Origin of the sequence: Shewanella chilikensis, assembly GCF_002836945.1 — a bacterium.
Lineage (GTDB): Bacteria > Pseudomonadota > Gammaproteobacteria > Enterobacterales > Shewanellaceae > Shewanella > Shewanella chilikensis.
The window spans coordinates 16,679-32,158 of record NZ_NIJM01000047.1; the positions used below are offsets into that span (position 1 = coordinate 16,679).

The window sequence follows — 15,480 nt, forward strand, 5'->3', positions numbered from 1 at the left end:
CCTCTGAATAAATTGAGTTTATAGGTATTTTGTTACTGAGAAATAGAAGGTGGAGCTGCGCTTGTCATACAGCTCAAATCCTTCTGAAGGCCCCAGTTCCGGGTGGTAGAAACGACCGCTGTTGTTATGGCCAATGGCCAATGTCCAACTCTCGGCAGGCATCCATCCCAGTTCCTGGGCAAAGGTGAATTGGTCATCCATACGACGACCACGGTAATTCTTCGACATCCGATAGCGACCGCTGATATCCAGGTACCAATTACTGGCAAACTGCCAATAGGCATCGGCCACCAGATCGACCTGATGTTCAATCAGCACCCGCTCACCGGCGGTCTTGTACTTGTAGGCGTTGTACCTGTATCTGGGAGACAGGTAGAAGCTGAAGTTGCCCTCAGGACGATAGAAGAGATAAGCCGCCACTCTGGGGGCATACTCCAGTCTATCCAGCTTGCTGTAATGTCTCGCTGGCAGATAGACACCGACACTGCCCTTGAGCGAGAGAGTATTGGTCAGGGAATAGAGTGGCGTCCTATACTCAAGCAAGGGGTCAAAAAAGCTCGACTCCTTACCGTGCAGCGTCTCTTTTTCACCGCCAAAAGTCAGCAGCACACTGCCCCAATCACTGTTGTAATCGACCCTGGCATCCAGACTATAAGCCCGATACGCATCGAAGGCCGACTCACTGTAGACATTGCGGGTATAAGACGCATTAAAATAGGCAGTCCATTCGCCGAATTCTTCCTGTTTGAGTTCAAACTCATTAACCGCCTGAGCTTGTCCCGCAAGCAATAGTAAGCCCAGCAAAGGGAAGCTCGTCTTTGCTTTTTTACTTTTTATTATGCGTGACAAGGCCAGATCGCGGTGATATTTACCGGATCTCATATTTAAAAGCCTTAATTTATTTAAAACGAATTAATCTGGAGATAATTCCAGTCTAAGAGGTACTGCCACGAATAGGTTTTACCCATTCGAGGAGTATTTGCGCCCAATAGGGCATCCAATCAAAGGAAAGTTGCGGGACCCCCAGGTTGGGTATACGGGGCCCGCAGAAAAACAAAATAAACCAACTGACGGCAATAAATTTAAACACTTCGGCCAAGACGGCGTTATCCGCCAGTTTAACGGCCATAATACAAGGCAAGGAAAGAGAATAGATTGCCAGCTGATTTACCTGTGATGTGTTCTGTTTGGCAATAGATATCAGTGTATTAACTTCTTCAAACTCATTAGATATCGCTGCATTAGAAAAAGCCAAGAACAATAGCAAAGGCATGACAAATTTAACCAAGCTCAGCAATTTACTATTCGACTTTTTTCTCTCGTTCATGTTTTTTTCGCTGTTCCAAGGGGAATAGCGTCTCGATATTGATTCTAATGCACTCAATACATATTGTTACGTATGTAAACAAGCATAGGCGTGAAAAACCTTACAATCAACAACAATACTTAATGACTAGTCTAAATAGATTAAAAACTGGGTGTACGTCATAAAAAACATCATAAAAACAAATTAACACAGCATAAAAAACACCAATGAAAAACATATTTAAAACACAATAAACACATTAACGCATCAATATATTAAGCATGTCGTTTTGTTTATAAAAAAAGGCCTCCCTAATTAAGGAGGCCATTTATAAAAGTTTAAGCAATGCTATGCTTTGACGTTAGTGCTCTCAAAAATCTTATCTGCCGAGGCCGCAACAAAGCCGGTATAGAGTTCACCATCGGCTTTGGGATAACGCAGGGCAAATTCATAGAAACAACTGGGGATCTCTACCGTCTTGTCATCGAAGGCGACGGGGATTCTGTCGGCCATGGTGGAAGACTGTTCCAGCAAGACTTCAGCTGAACCTTTGATCTCACCGCCAACACTGTTGAGAGTAAACCCAGCCTCCTTGAGCGCGGTATTCACGGCAGCCAGGGTGCTGAACTCGGCCAGATGGTTCACAGACACGGTAAAGTGGTTGGCACGATAACCAAAAGCGGCAACCCAGGCAGCATACTCACTCTCGGCGAGCAGGGCTTGGTAGGTGTCATAGTCAAGCTGCCAGTGTCTGCCTGAATAAGTAAAGTTATCTGCGGTCAACGCCTGGGTTGGGATCTGCTCAACCAAGTCGGCAACCCGCTGCTGCAACTCTGGGCTGAACTCTTCCACCAGCAGCTCAGAAATAAAGACCTTGGGCTGAGTCGGGTCCGGATGCTCAAAGTGCTTTGCCACCAGCTTTTTCTGCTCAAAGCGATAATCGCCGCAAACCACATAGCCCAGCGCTTCGAAATGGGCTGCCAGCACATCCAAGCCCACCTTAGGCAGATTGAATGTACGCAAGGCGATATGGTCGTTAATAATCGCCTTGCCTTGCCCCAACAGCTGGTGCACTTTGGCCGCCGATGGCGTCATCTTGATATAGTCCTGCCACATGGCATTGAACAGCGCATTGATATCTGTATGCATGGTTATTCCCTGTGTAATGCAGTTTGCCCAAAGGCAAATGGTATGTTCAAAAAAGGGAAGCGCCACTGCGCTTCCCTTCACTGTCAGAGGCTAAGTCCCGGACTCAATGATGGTGGCAAACTCAGACCATCGGCCTCCATGGAAGCCACGGGATAAGCACAATAGTCGGCCGCATAGAAGGCGCTGGCTCTGTGGTTACCCGATGCCCCGACACCGCCGAATGGCGCCGCACCAGAGGCTCCGGTGATCTGCTTGTTCCAGTTCACTATGCCGGCACGAATCCGTGCCAGGAAATAGTCATAGTCTTCACGGCTATCGGCCAGCAACCCGGCAGAAAGGCCATAGCGGGTATCATTGGCCAGCGAAATCGCCTGGTCAAAGCTACTGTAGCGCACCAGTTGCAGCAAGGGTCCGAAATACTCTTCATCCGGCAGTTCAATCACCTCGGTAACATCAATCAACCCAGGAGACACCAGACCGGTACCGCTCTCAATATGGGTCAGTTCCACCAGCGAGACCCCGCCGAGATTCTGCAGATTACGCTGCGCCGCGACCATTCCCTTGGCTGCTGCTTCAGAGATCATCGAGCCCATAAAGGGCTGAGGTTCGGCATTCCAGGGGCCGACAGCTATCGCTTTGACCGCTGCAACCAAGGCGGCAATCAAAGCATCGCCCTGCTCACCTTTCTCTATGTAGAGACGGCGGGCACAGGTACAGCGCTGGCCACTGGAGATATAGGCAGATTGAATTATTTCGTGCACGGCCGCCTTGATATCACTGATCCCTTTAACAATGAGCGGATTGTTGCCGCCCATTTCCAGGGCAAGGATCTTGCCCGGATGACCGGCGTACTGCTGATGCAGCAAATGGCCGGTGCGGGAGCTGCCGGTAAAGAACAGACCATCAAGCTGAGGATGTGAAGCCAGCCTCTTGCCGGTTTCCACTTCGCCCTGCACCAGATTGATGACCCCGGCGGGCAGACCGGCTTTCTCCCACAGCTTGAGCATCAGCTCAGCCACTTTGGGCGTCAGCTCCGATGGCTTGAATACCACGGTATTGCCCGCCAGCAAAGCCGGTACTATATGGCCGTTGGGAAGATGCCCAGGGAAGTTATAAGGCCCAAAGACCGCCACTACACCGTGGGGCTTGTGTCTCAGCACCGCCCGCCCGGCAGGCAATTCATTTTCAGTTTCGCCGGTACGCTTGTGATAAGCCGCGACCGACAGACCAATTTTGCCTATCATGGCACCCGCCTCAGTGGCCGTTTCCCACAGTGGCTTACCGGTTTCCTGCGCTATGGTGTCGGCGATTTCCGCCTTATGGGCTTCCAGTTGATCGCGATAGGCCTCTATCACCTGCAGGCGGCCATCAAAGCCGAGCATAAACCAGTCAAACTGCGCCTCTCTGGCGGCTGCAACGGCAGCGTCTACCTGAGCCGGGGTAGCGGCATTACCCTGCCACAGGGTTTCGCCGTTGGCCGGGTTGCTTGAACTCATTGCCTGGCCTTCGCCAGCGAGCCATTGGCCCTTGATAAATTGTGTCATTATGCTGTTCCTATATTGCCAATACCCTGACCGATTGCCCGTCTGCCACCAAAAGTGCGGCGGCCAACTCGCTCGACAGGATCACTTCTTCACTGTCGTCTGTCAGCGCCAGCTTGGCCGAACCGGCACGGTAGTCTGCCAAATGGGTGTTGGAGAGAATAAAACTGTCCTTTGATTGGGGCATATCACCGATACGCACCGTCAGCAGGCGACTCTCGCGCACGGAGCGAATGTCCGCCAGATTGCATTCAACCGTGGGGCCACCATCAAAAATATCCACATAGTTGCGCCAGCGGAAACCTTCCGCCTGTAACAGGCTCAGGGCCGGGCGTGTATTGGTATGCACTTCACCGATAACCTTCTGCGCCGCTTCGGGCAACAGGCAGACATAGACAGGGCTGCGGGGCATCATCTCGGCCATAAAGGCCTTCTGCCCCAGACCAGAGAGATAATCGGCCTGAATAAAGTCTATGCCGAGGAAGTTTTGCTGCAGCCAGCCGTAGAAAGGGGAATTACCGTTTTCATCGCTGACCCCGCGCATCTCGGCAATAACAGTTTCACCGAATCGATTGGCATGCTGGGCCAAAAACAGAAAGCGACTGCGTGACAGCATGCGGCCATTATTACCCTTGCGGTAGGAGTCTCTCAGAAACAGGGTGCAGAGCTCGGCGGCACCTGTGTAGTCATGACACAGGCTGAGGGTTTCAACCTCGTTACGTACTTCTATCTGCGACGAATGATAAACCTCTGTGCCCAAACGGTAATGGTAGAAAGCATCTTCCATTCCCACTGCGGCTTCCAGACCACAGGTGCCCACAACCTCCTGGGTCTCTGTGTCTTCCAGCACCATGAGGTAGCCTTCATCAAAAGGCGTTTCCACCGCCTTGGCGAAAGAGGTTTCCGAACGGGCGATCTTGCGGGTCAGCAGTTCATCATTGACCGGCAGCGAGGTGAATCCATGGCCCGATTCTTCGGCGATACAGCGCAGCGCCGGGAAATCTGAGGCTCGGATAGGCCGTATGATTAACATGGTTAAATCTCCACTCATCCACAGTTGCTGCTCCGTCGGGCCCGCCCGTCAGAACAGCAGCTGTGAGTCTATTGCGCTAAGTGGGCCTGGGCCCACGGGGATCAGGCGGCAACCACCTTGGCGACCGCTTTTTCAAAGCGTGCCAGACCCTCGGCAATATCACTTTCAGGGATGATCAAAGAAGGAGTAAAACGAACCACGTTGGCACCGGCCATCAGTGTCATCAGGCCATTGTCGACCGAGGCCAACAGAAACTCACGGCTGCGTCCCTGATACTGCTCATTCAACACGGCGCCGAGCAACAGTCCCTTACCGCGTACCTCGGAAAACACCTGGTACTTGGAATTGATTTTTTCCAGGCCATCACGCAGCAGTTGCTCACGACGCTTAACGCCCTGCAACACTTCGGGGGTATTGACTAGATCAAATACCGCGTTGCTGACGGCGCAGGCCAGAGGGTTACCACCATAGGTGGAACCATGGGTACCCACTTTAAGATGAGCGGCAATCTTGTCCGTGGTCAGCATGGCCGCGATGGGGAAACCGCCGCCCAGGGCCTTGGCCGTGGTGAGAATGTCCGGCACTATATCTGTCCCCATGTAGGCATACAGCTCGCCGGTACGACCAACGCCGGTTTGCACTTCATCGAACACCACCAACGCATTGTGCTTGTCGGCCAGTTCACGCACCTTGGCCAGGAACTCTGGAGTGGCGTTTATGATACCGCCCTCACCCTGCAGCGGCTCCAGCATGATGGCGCAGGTCTTGTCCGACACCGCGGCTTCCAATGCGGCAACATCGTTGAATGGCAGGTGTGTGATCCCCTGCGGCTTGGGGCCAAAACCATCTGAGTAGGCGGCCTGGCCACCCACGCTGACGGTAAAGAAGGTTCTGCCGTGGAAGGCCTTGTCGAAGGCTATAATCTGATCTTTTCCGGCGCCGAAATTATCCAGAGCATAGCGGCGGGCCAGTTTCAGGGCCGCTTCATTGGCTTCGGCACCTGAGTTGGCGAAATAGACCTTGTCGGCAAAAGTGGCGTTAACCAGTTTGGTCGCCAATGCCAGTGCCGGCTCATTGGTCATCACATTGGACAAGTGCCAGAGTTTTTCACCCTGCGCCTTAAGCGCCTCAACGGCGGCTGGATGACAGTGGCCCAAACAGTTAACTGCAATACCACCGGCAAAGTCGACATATTCTTTGCCTTCCTGATCCCAAACACGACTGCCATCGCCACGAACCGGGATAACGGGTGACGGTGCATAATTAGGCACCATAACTTCATCAAACTGGGCACGTGTCAAATTCATGTTTACACTCATTCCTTCTCATCCTTTGTGTTGTCGGCGGCTCTGTCGGCCACCGTTTTAAGCAGTTAATCTTTATTATTTGTGAGTAAAACTGCACTTACTTGTGTTGCTTAGGTGTCATTATTAGCGAAATTGTGATCAAAATACCAGTTTGATCAATATGCAGGAGCAATGCCTTGGCCTATAAGTGCATAAAGATCTGAGTTTGAGAATTAAGCAGGCAAATATCTGCCATTTAACGGCATAAATAGTCACAAAAAATCTCAACTGACACCGAATTCGTTAACTATTCACCTATTTTGAATAGTTAACGACAATCATAACAGTAGATTATTGCGTATAAAAGCAGCGATTTGGCCCCTGGCTTCCATGGCCTCGGGCAAGAGTTCAAATAGCGGAAAGACATGGGGCATATTGAGGTAGAAACCGGCTTCTATCCGGCCTCCGTCGCGCAATACCGCCTGTTGCAGGCGCTCGGCATCCTGCAACAACAGCTCACGGGTACCGGCCAGCAGCAAGATGGGCGGCAAGTCCTTAAAGCAACCATAAAGCGGCGAAACCCGCTCAGACATGGGGTTACTACCGGCGAGATACGCCCCCCTGAGTCTGAGCAGGGATTCAACGGTAAACAAGGGGTCGTCGGCCGCCAAAATGCGCTCGGTATCGCCTGTGATGCCGAGATCCAGCGCCGGAGACAGCAACACGCAGGCTCTCGGCAACGGTAACTCAAGCTGTTTCAGCTGCAACAACAGGCTCAAGGCCAAGTTGCCTCCGGCCGAGTCCCCCATCAGCACCAGTTTGTCCGGGTCACAATGCTCAAGCGTCATCCGATAAGCTTCCAGCACATCATCACAGGCCGCCGGAAACGGGTGCTCAGGTGCCAGACGATAATCGGGCACGTAACAATCTGCCAGACTGCGCCGCATGATATCGGCCAGAAAACGGGCATGGGCATGGGGGGTCTTGAAACAGAAGCCTCCGCCGCGGATATAAAAGAGGCTGACTTCTCTGGGTTGCGGCAGCTGGTAATGGATGAGCGGCGAGTGGCTCAACGGCCAGTGTTCGACCTTGAGTTCCGGCAGCCAGCCCAGCAAGCGACGATCCATCTCCAGCAAACGCTGACGAATAGCACTGAGTGGTACTTTGGCACTGCCGCGACTGACCGATGGCCGCGCCACATAAGTTAACAACCGGTTCAATACCGAGGCTTGCCAACTGGGCATAGCTCCTCCATGGAAGGCCTACAGGCTCCGCAACGGCTTAAAGCAGCTCGGGTTTGCGGTAATTCTGGCCTTTGAGACGAATGAGTTCCTGTTCCGTGAGCTCATGATACGCCATCATGATCCTCCTGTCCCTGAATTCCAGTTGCCGCATCTCTTCCAGTAAAAAACACTTGGCAAAACAATCGGCTTTGGCCAGCACTGCCGCATTGGCTGACAACTGACTGAAGCCAAGGGCCGTGTCCCGCTCCTTGAGCAGAGTCACCATGGCCGCATCCGCAAACCCAAGCTGGGTTGGCAGTTGCCAATTGAGTGATAGCGCATGCTGCTTAACCAGGGAATAGACCAAGGCCGCGGGGAAATCACACAGGGCAATGGCATCATAGAGAGCCTTATCCCTGTCTCGACTCGCCTCTCTGAGCCATGAGCCGCGCAACTGCTCAAACAACTTGGCGCTCATGGAGAGCAGCACTGAGATCCCCAGTTGCTGCATCAGGGAAACCGCATGCAGCATAGGGGCATCCAAGTCATGCAACTTGGCCAGGGTTCTGGCAGCAATGCCCTGCACCTGCGAGAAACGCCATAGCTTGCGCACAGTCCAAAGCAGACTGGCATGGCCTGTGGGCAGCCAATAACGACAGCTGTAGTAAGGGACTAAAATGCGCAGATTCTCAACCCCGATATAGCTGAGCACCAACTTGAGATCTGTCAGCTGTACATCCAGATTCTGCGGCCTGCGAGCCCTGAATGAGGGACTGTTGACCAGAGAGCTCAAGTCTCTCACCAGCCAACTCTGCTCGGCAACGACCGGGCGAATGCGCGCCAAATCAAGCCTTGGGTGCAGCAATAACTCCAGCAGCAAGATCTGTTTATCTGTGATGCCTGCCAGGCGTGCCACCTCTTCGATGGAGGCCAGACGATTGCCGAGCTCTGCCGCCAGGGTCTCGATTAACTGAGCCGACACCTTCTGATAGAGCGCCTTGGCCTGTTGCTGCCTGGCGAGCCGTTCCAAAGTCGCCTCACGTTCAACCTCAAGCTTGAAAGCCACCGCCTCCAGCTCAGGTTCAAGCTTATCGCCACCACTGTCAATGCGTTGCTTGCCCAGTATCAACTGCTGATACAGACGCTGCTCTATCTCTATTACACTGCCGGGTTTAACCCCACCCGCTACCGACAAGGCCAAAATGTTACCTTCCTGCCACGCCCGTGCCCGGGCCCTGTGTTTTTATGTTAGCCCCTTTATTGTTATATGTAGCGGCTTTATCAGCAATATCTTGATAGCAAAAAGAAACAGGCCTCGTATGAGGCCTGTAAAGTGACTATTTCAGCTCTTGTTCAAACAACTTATAGATACGGCGATACTCGTCCAGCCAGCTTGATGGCTGCCTGAAGCCATGGGGTTCAACCGGGTAAATAGCCGTCTCAAACATCGGTTTTTCCAGCTCTATCAGTCGCTGCACCAGACGAACACTGTCCTGGAAGAATACGTTATCGTCCATGACTCCGCTCATGATCAGCAGCGGCTTTTGCAAACCCTCGGCATGGTAGATGGGCGAACTGCGTTCATAGGCAATGTGATCCACCTCCGGGGTATTGAGTATGTTCGAGGTATAGGGCGCATTATAATGAGCCCAGTCGGTCACCGGCCGCAGCGCGGCGCCGGCCTGGAACAACTCGGGTTGGGTAAACAGTGCCATAAAGGTCAAAAAGCCGCCGTAAGAACCACCATAGGTGCCTACCCGCTTGGCATCAACATTGGCATGCTGGCTCATCCACTTGACGCCATCGGCCAAGTCTTCCACTTCCGGATGCCCCATATTACGGTAGATGGCGGTGCGCCAGTCGCGGCCATAGCCTTTGGAGCCGCGATAATCCATGTCCATCACCACATATCCCTGCTGTGCCAGCAGGTTATGGAACATGAACTCACGGAAATAACCGGAAAACCCATAATGGGCATTCTGCAGATAACCGGCACCATGATTGAAGATCACCGCCGGATATGATTCGGCGCGATCCTTGTCGAAACCTGCCGGCAGATACACCCTGGCATAGACTTCACCTGCGCCATGGCTGGAAGGCACGGCAACCACCTCAGGCGCCTGCCAAGGATAGCTCTTGAAGCTGTCGCTGGTGTAATGGGTCAGCTGGGTCAGCTCACCGCCTATGGTTTGAATATAGAGCTCATCCGGCCGGGTCAGGCTGGAGGCGGTCAACAGCAGCGAACGGCCATCCGGGCTCAGGCTGTAGTCAAGCACTCCATTCCACTGGGTCAGTTGTTCATCCTTGCCGCTACTTATCTCAACCCGATAAACATTGTACTTGCCGGGGTGTTCTTTGTTGGCCTTGTAGTAGATATAACGGTTATCCGGGCTCAGAGTGATGTCACTGACCACGAACTTGCCCGAGGTCAAAGCCCGCGCCTTGCCACCGAGCGGCTTGAGATACAGCTGCGAATAACCACTCTCTTCCGACAGGTAGTAAAGGGTCTCGCTGCCGGGTAGCCAACCGTACTGATTGTAGTCATAGTTTACCCAGGCATCATCATGCAGCCTGTGCTCAGTGACTAGCTTGCCCTTGGCCAGATCGAGCCGGGCCAGCCAACGGTCTTTGTTGTCCACGGCTTCCAGCATTACGGCCACTCGCTCGCCCGACTCTTGCCATTGAATAGCGCTTTGGCGCCAGCCCCAATCCTGCATCAGTTGGATCTTGCGCGGGGCTTTTTCACTTTCGTAGCGCTCCCCCTTCGCCTTGGCGTTTTCAGCCTTGACGCCGGCCAACACATCCTGGTTGTAACCGAGCAAACCTTCGATGGTTATCTCTTTCTGACTCTGCTGCTGCAAGTCCAGCAATACCAAGCGCTGCCCCGGTGCCTTGTCTTCAGCGACTCTGGCTCGCACGGGCACAGGATCGACATAGCCATCTTTGCCAAGATAGTTGGGCATGATGTCATGCTCGCCACGCCAGTTGTAGCTCTTGTCCTGCAACGCCAGCAGCACATAGCGGCCATCCGGCGACAGGCTCAGTTCCACCAACTGCTCACTCTCGCCCAGATACCAAGGCTTGGCCGACAGGGTCGGGTCTTCATTCTGTAACTGCTGCTGATATGTCTCCCGAGACTTGGCGTTTTCCTGCTGTTTGGCCACATAGCGGATCAGCTTGTGTTGCTCCTTGGCGAGATAAGTTTCCGGCTCTTGGGCCTGTGCCGGCTCTTTGGCCATCTTGATATCCGCGAGCTGCTCCACAAGGCCTGAGTCTGCATGCAATCTGAATATCTGCCCCGCCTGCCAATAGGCAAGATCGCCATTCGCTAAAAAACGCAGCCCTTCAACCTTGGTATTTTGTCGGGTCAACTGAGTGATCTCACCGCTATCGAGCGCCTTCACAAACAGGTTGCCTTGATAGATGTAAGCCTTGCGGCGCTTATCCGGGCTCAGAACACCGTCTCGTTGCGAAACTGTATGCAGTTCAGACAACGCCAGCTCCTGCGCCTGTTTGTCTGCCACTCCCTGACGATAGTAACTGCGCAGCACAGATGCACTCTGCTGGCGGGCGAACAGCACAGCGTGGCTGTCATCGCTCCAGTAGGCACCCTTGGGGGCGAGTCCCATCCAATCGGGATCCGCCATAATTTGATTCAGAGTTAACGGCTTGTCGGCCACAGGAGGCGCTGCCAAGGGTACTGTTTGGCTGGTGTTGGTGATCTCTTGGGGGGTGAGTCGCGGCTCGGTGGCGGCGCAGCCGCTGAGAACGGCCAGAGTCAAAACACTCAGACCGGCATGACGCATCAGGCTTTTCATCATCCTTCCTTTTTATAGTTATCTTGGCCGCCGGGAAGCGACATATGACAGAAAACAAGCGATTGCGGCCTGTTATACCATATTTGCCAGAGGATGTTGTTCTGCAAAAGCTGAAAACTTGTAAAGGCTTGTTAAGGATGGAGCCTTGGTACGAATCCAGGACTGACTCACTGCTCCTTAAGCCAGACGCAGGAAATTATTGAGTAGTTCAAGCCCCTGCTGGGTCAGAATGGATTCGGGATGAAACTGCACGCCGTAGAGGCGTTTCTCGGCATGGCTGATGGCCATGATTTCCCGCCCGTGTACCGGGTCATCATACCAGGCATCCAGAGTAAAACCTTCGGGCACACGGTCAATCAACAGCGAGTGATAGCGGGTCACAGTCAAGGGGTTGGCCAGGCCTTGAAACAGCCCACGGTCATTGTGACTGATTGCCGATGTCTTGCCATGCATCACCCGCTTGGCCCGAACCACCTTGGCACCAAACACCTGAGCCAGCGATTGATGCCCAAGACAGACGCCCAGGATAGGCAACTTACCGGCAAAATGTTCGATGGCGGCCAGCGAGATCCCCGCCTGATCCGGGCTACAGGGCCCGGGAGAGATCACCAGATAATCCGGCGCCAACTCGCGGATCTCATCGAGCCCAATCTCATCGTTACGCTTGATAACAGGCTGCAGCCCCAACTGCTGAAAATACTGCACCAGATTGAAGGTAAAGGAATCATAGTTGTCGATCATCAGCAGCATATAACGGGAACCGATTGATTTAAGAGATAGGGCTTACAGTGCCGCAAACAAGATACCGCTGGAGATGTTCCATCTTTTTTCAGGCGCCATCTTTTTGCGCACGCTATGTTACGTTTAACGCTGAGCTGGTTCAACCTGGGGATGAACAAGGATAGCTTTATTCGGTCAGCTATTGGCTCATTCAAACGACAAACTTATTGTATCCTGAATAATAGATGCCTTGGGCCGGTTCTCCTTGATGCCAGTTCAATCCTTACCCTCATACCTGAGTCTGTCAATAACCAACCTGAATGCCGAACTGATATTACGCCGCCCGGAATAACACAGGCAGTATCCTTCAAACGGCGGACACCAATCGGCCAACACCCGCCGAAGGGATCCATTCTCTATCTCTTCCGTCACTTCGGCTTCGGTAACAAAGGCAATGCCGTGCCCGGCCTTGGCCGCTTCAATACACACATCACTCTCACTGAAAATAAAGGGGCCGGATACGTGTTTGACTATCTCTTCGCCCTCTTTTTCAAACTCCCAGTCATAGACGGGTGCATGAGCATGAAACCTCAATACCAGGCAAGCATGCTCGTCCAAGTCATGGGGGTGCTTTGGCACGCCATGGCGTTTGAAGTATTCAGGGGTGGCCACGGCTGCCAATCGCACAGCGGGGCCAATTTTCACGGCAATCATGTCCGGGCCGACAAACTCCCGCAGCCTTACCCCGGCATCGAAACGTTCTTCGGTCAAATCCGTGAGGCGACTTTCCAGATTCAGCTCAATCTGCACTTCCGGGTAGTCACGCACTATCTGTGACAACTTGGGCCACAGCAGGGTTCGCAGCGCAGGTTTACTGGTAGCCAGTCTCACCAGCCCTCTAGGGGCATCACCCAATAGTCGCAACTCTTCAATTCTCGCATTGATCATCCCCAGCCCGGGCTTGAGGGCCGCCAACAATTTTTCACCTGCATCTGTGGTGGACACTTTACGGGAAGTACGATTGAGTAATTTGATACCAACCCCCTCTTCCAGGCGCCTTATTGCATGGCTGACCGCGGATTGAGACAGCTCGAGTCGGGTCGCCGCGCGAGTAAAACTGCGCTCTTCAGCGACCGCCATAAATAGAGTTAAATCACTCAATTCTTCCCGCTTCATATTATTCCCCTGCTTGGCCTTCAGCTCACCAAATCAATCAAATATTCACAAGAATACTTCGAAAACTGGGCCAATATAACCGAAAAACATCCGTTATTAATGAATTGGATTCATAGTTTCAATGAATTTAGAGCGCTTGTTACCACAGCCGTCCAGGCCTATTCTGCTGGTCATAAATTCATCCAACAACGGCTACCAGCGCCAGCTACTCCTGAGGGGAAATTCTCAATCTATGAGCCATTCAGTTACAGATCCGCTTCCAACCACTGAAGATACCGCCTGCTGGAGTGGTGTCTTTGCCATGTCGTTATGTGTCTTCGTCCTAATTGCGTCTGAATTTATGCCGGTCAGCCTGTTGACTCCTATAGCCTCATCCCTGCAGATAACCGAAGGAATGGCCGGCCAAGGGATAGCCATTTCCGGCATATTGGCCGTGGTGACCAGCTTACTTATCCCGGTACTGGCCGGTAAGGTAAACCGTAAAACACTGCTTCTGGGACTGACAGGGCTGATGGGGATTTCCGGCCTCATCATAGGTCTGTCCGATAGCTATGCCAGTTACTTGCTGGGCCGGGCACTGATCGGTGTCGTCATAGGTGGATTCTGGTCCATGTCGGCGGCTATTGCCATGCGCTTGGTACCGAGTGAACAAGTCCCCAAAGCGCTGGCCATCTTCAATGGCGGGAACGCCTTGGCGATGATTTTGGCAGCCCCTCTCGGCGCTTATCTGGGCTCAATGCTTGGTTGGCGTGGCGCCTTTCTCTGTTTATTGCCAATAGCTGTCATCACCCTGATTTGGCAATGGCTTAGCCTGCCGTCCATGCCGGTTAGAGAGCGTTCAGCGAGGATCCGCGGCACTTTTGCGGTACTGGGCTTGTTACGCACTCCAGTAGTACTGGCCGGTATGCTGGCGATTGCCAGTTTGTTTATGGGGCAGTTTACCCTATTCACTTATGTTCGCCCGTTTCTGGAAAGCGTCACACAAGTGGCTGTAAAGCCATTATCCCTGATCCTGTTGCTCATAGGCCTGGCCGGGCTCATAGGCACCAGCCTTATCAATGGGGCTCTGAAACGACAATTTTATCTGACGCTGAAAATCATGCCCTTGTTGATGGCCGTCAGCGCACTCGGTTTGGCGTTCTTTGGCACTCAATTGATCTCGGTGATTGTGTTGTTACTCCTCTGGGGACTTATCGCTACAGCCGCCCCTGTGGGTTGGTGGGCCTGGGTGCCACGGACTATTCCGCAATCGGCCGAAACAGCCGGTGGCCTGATGGTCGCAGTCATTCAGCTCTCTATCGCCTTGGGTTCTACCTTGGGAGGTGTGTTATTCGACATTGGTGGCCACCAACTCTGTTTTGGTATCAGCGCCCTGCTGCTGTTGCTATCCACAGCTTTGGTCGGGGTAACACAAGGCTACGAAACCCCGAAAAGCCAAAAGGATAGGGTCTGACGATGACATGGACAAAGCCTTTGACCAATACAGCCTGTTTAAAGATAACCAAGGCATTTATGTTTGTCCTGCCTTTCCTTGGAGGACAAATGTCTCTGGCTCAAGACCAGTTACCCACTCAGATTGAGGAGACAAAAATCATGCACAGCATAACTCTGTTACTGGGCGGCAAAACCCTGGTCGCGAGCCTGGAAGACAACTCTGCCAGCCGGGATTTTCTTGCCTTGTTACCCCTTGAACTTGAACTGAGCGACTATGGCGCCAGTGAGAAAATCGCGGACTTACCCAAAAAGCTCTCCACCTTGGATGTCCCCAGCGGACATTCGGCCAAGGTTGGCGACCTCACCTATTACGCCCCTTGGGGGAATCTGGCCATTTTCTATCGTGATCACGGCTACGCCCAAGGCTTGATCCCGCTAGGGCGGATAGACACTGGCAAAGAGCTGATGAAATTTTCAGGCAGGCAGAAAATCCGCATAGAAAAAGCGGGGCTTATCGAAAGTAAACAGCTCAAGTCTCACTCTAACAAGGAGTCCCGAATTCAGATAATAAGTGCACCACTCATGGTTAAACGGTGAGGAGAGATCAACTGCCTGTTGGTGATACTCTGTAGTCGCCAAACAAACATGAGTAGTTACCATGAATTACAAGCAGTTGATCGAGGGACAACGATACCAGATTGAGGCCTATTTACGCGAGGGTTTCAGTTATCGGGAGATAGGAAAACGTCTGAAAGTCAGTCACAGCACAATCAGCCGGGAAGTAAATCGCAATC

Annotated in this window: 14 protein-coding genes; 3 read left to right on the forward strand and 11 right to left on the reverse strand. The window is 52.8% G+C overall.

Annotated features, from left to right (window positions below):
- Positions 1–18 precede the first annotated feature (18 nt).
- From CX651_RS15500 to CX651_RS15550, 11 genes are all read right to left on the reverse strand, one after another.
- Positions 19–804: a hypothetical protein gene (locus tag CX651_RS15500; protein WP_198552058.1), complete on the reverse strand. Its 786-nt coding sequence runs from the start codon at positions 802–804 to the stop codon at positions 19–21.
- Positions 805–934: 130 nt separating this feature from the next.
- A complete protein-coding gene (locus CX651_RS15505; protein ID WP_101056771.1) occupies positions 935–1,327 on the reverse strand; it encodes a hypothetical protein in 393 nt (130 codons plus the stop codon).
- Between the two features lie 327 nt (positions 1,328–1,654).
- Entirely contained in the window at positions 1,655–2,455 is an 801-nt protein-coding gene (locus CX651_RS15510; RefSeq protein ID WP_101056772.1) for a DUF1338 domain-containing protein, read from the reverse strand.
- Between the two features lie 83 nt (positions 2,456–2,538).
- Positions 2,539–3,999, reverse strand: coding sequence for a succinylglutamate-semialdehyde dehydrogenase (astD, locus tag CX651_RS15515; protein ID WP_101056773.1), 1,461 nt, complete (start codon positions 3,997–3,999; stop codon positions 2,539–2,541).
- Between the two features lie 10 nt (positions 4,000–4,009).
- Positions 4,010–5,029, reverse strand: coding sequence for an arginine N-succinyltransferase (gene astA / locus CX651_RS15520; protein ID WP_039035546.1), 1,020 nt, complete (start codon positions 5,027–5,029; stop codon positions 4,010–4,012).
- 101 nt (positions 5,030–5,130) lie between these two features.
- Positions 5,131–6,348, reverse strand: a complete 1,218-nt coding sequence (locus CX651_RS15525; protein ID WP_101056774.1) for an aspartate aminotransferase family protein — start codon at positions 6,346–6,348, stop codon at positions 5,131–5,133.
- Positions 6,349–6,653: 305 nt separating this feature from the next.
- Positions 6,654–7,559: an alpha/beta hydrolase gene (locus tag CX651_RS15530; protein WP_101056775.1), complete on the reverse strand. Its 906-nt coding sequence runs from the start codon at positions 7,557–7,559 to the stop codon at positions 6,654–6,656.
- Between the two features lie 37 nt (positions 7,560–7,596).
- Complete coding sequence (locus tag CX651_RS15535) at positions 7,597–8,739, reverse strand: HDOD domain-containing protein (RefSeq protein ID WP_101056776.1); 1,143 nt, start codon at positions 8,737–8,739, stop codon at positions 7,597–7,599.
- A 136-nt stretch (positions 8,740–8,875) separates the two neighbouring features.
- Positions 8,876–11,356 (reverse strand): S9 family peptidase, encoded by a 2,481-nt coding sequence (locus CX651_RS15540; RefSeq protein WP_101056777.1) that lies wholly within the window; start codon positions 11,354–11,356, stop codon positions 8,876–8,878.
- Positions 11,357–11,533: 177 nt separating this feature from the next.
- Positions 11,534–12,106 (reverse strand): aminodeoxychorismate/anthranilate synthase component II, encoded by a 573-nt coding sequence (locus CX651_RS15545; RefSeq protein ID WP_101056778.1) that lies wholly within the window; start codon positions 12,104–12,106, stop codon positions 11,534–11,536.
- A 246-nt stretch (positions 12,107–12,352) separates the two neighbouring features.
- Positions 12,353–13,252 (reverse strand): LysR family transcriptional regulator, encoded by a 900-nt coding sequence (locus CX651_RS15550; RefSeq protein WP_025011314.1) that lies wholly within the window; start codon positions 13,250–13,252, stop codon positions 12,353–12,355.
- Positions 13,253–13,484: 232 nt separating this feature from the next.
- On the opposite strand from CX651_RS15550, the gene CX651_RS15555 reads away from it, so the two are divergent.
- The 3 genes from CX651_RS15555 to CX651_RS15565 form a co-directional block, all read left to right on the forward strand.
- Positions 13,485–14,705 (forward strand): MFS transporter, encoded by a 1,221-nt coding sequence (locus CX651_RS15555; protein WP_198552059.1) that lies wholly within the window; start codon positions 13,485–13,487, stop codon positions 14,703–14,705.
- 140 nt (positions 14,706–14,845) lie between these two features.
- Positions 14,846–15,283: a cyclophilin-like fold protein gene (locus tag CX651_RS15560; protein ID WP_157822694.1), complete on the forward strand. Its 438-nt coding sequence runs from the start codon at positions 14,846–14,848 to the stop codon at positions 15,281–15,283.
- Between the two features lie 61 nt (positions 15,284–15,344).
- Positions 15,345–15,480: helix-turn-helix domain-containing protein (locus CX651_RS15565; RefSeq protein ID WP_157822673.1), on the forward strand; the 136-nt coding region annotated here is incomplete at its 3' end.

Excerpts from the sequence above, each read along its gene's own strand:
- CX651_RS15505 (WP_101056771.1), bottom strand. The coding sequence starts at position 1,327 with ATGAACGAGAGAAAAAAGTCGAATAGTAAATTGCTGAGCTTGGTTAAA.
- CX651_RS15550 (WP_025011314.1), bottom strand. The coding sequence starts at position 13,252 with ATGAAGCGGGAAGAATTGAGTGATTTAACTCTATTTATGGCGGTCGCT.
- CX651_RS15560 (WP_157822694.1), top strand. The coding sequence starts at position 14,846 with ATGCACAGCATAACTCTGTTACTGGGCGGCAAAACCCTGGTCGCGAGC.
- CX651_RS15525 (WP_101056774.1), bottom strand. The coding sequence starts at position 6,348 with ATGAGTGTAAACATGAATTTGACACGTGCCCAGTTTGATGAAGTTATG.
- astA (WP_039035546.1), bottom strand. The coding sequence starts at position 5,029 with ATGTTAATCATACGGCCTATCCGAGCCTCAGATTTCCCGGCGCTGCGC.
- CX651_RS15510 (WP_101056772.1), bottom strand. The coding sequence starts at position 2,455 with ATGCATACAGATATCAATGCGCTGTTCAATGCCATGTGGCAGGACTAT.
- CX651_RS15545 (WP_101056778.1), bottom strand. The coding sequence starts at position 12,106 with ATGCTGCTGATGATCGACAACTATGATTCCTTTACCTTCAATCTGGTG.
- CX651_RS15555 (WP_198552059.1), top strand. The coding sequence starts at position 13,485 with ATGAGCCATTCAGTTACAGATCCGCTTCCAACCACTGAAGATACCGCC.
- CX651_RS15540 (WP_101056777.1), bottom strand. The coding sequence starts at position 11,356 with ATGAAAAGCCTGATGCGTCATGCCGGTCTGAGTGTTTTGACTCTGGCC.
- astD (WP_101056773.1), bottom strand. The coding sequence starts at position 3,999 with ATGACACAATTTATCAAGGGCCAATGGCTCGCTGGCGAAGGCCAGGCA.
- CX651_RS15530 (WP_101056775.1), bottom strand. The coding sequence starts at position 7,559 with ATGCCCAGTTGGCAAGCCTCGGTATTGAACCGGTTGTTAACTTATGTG.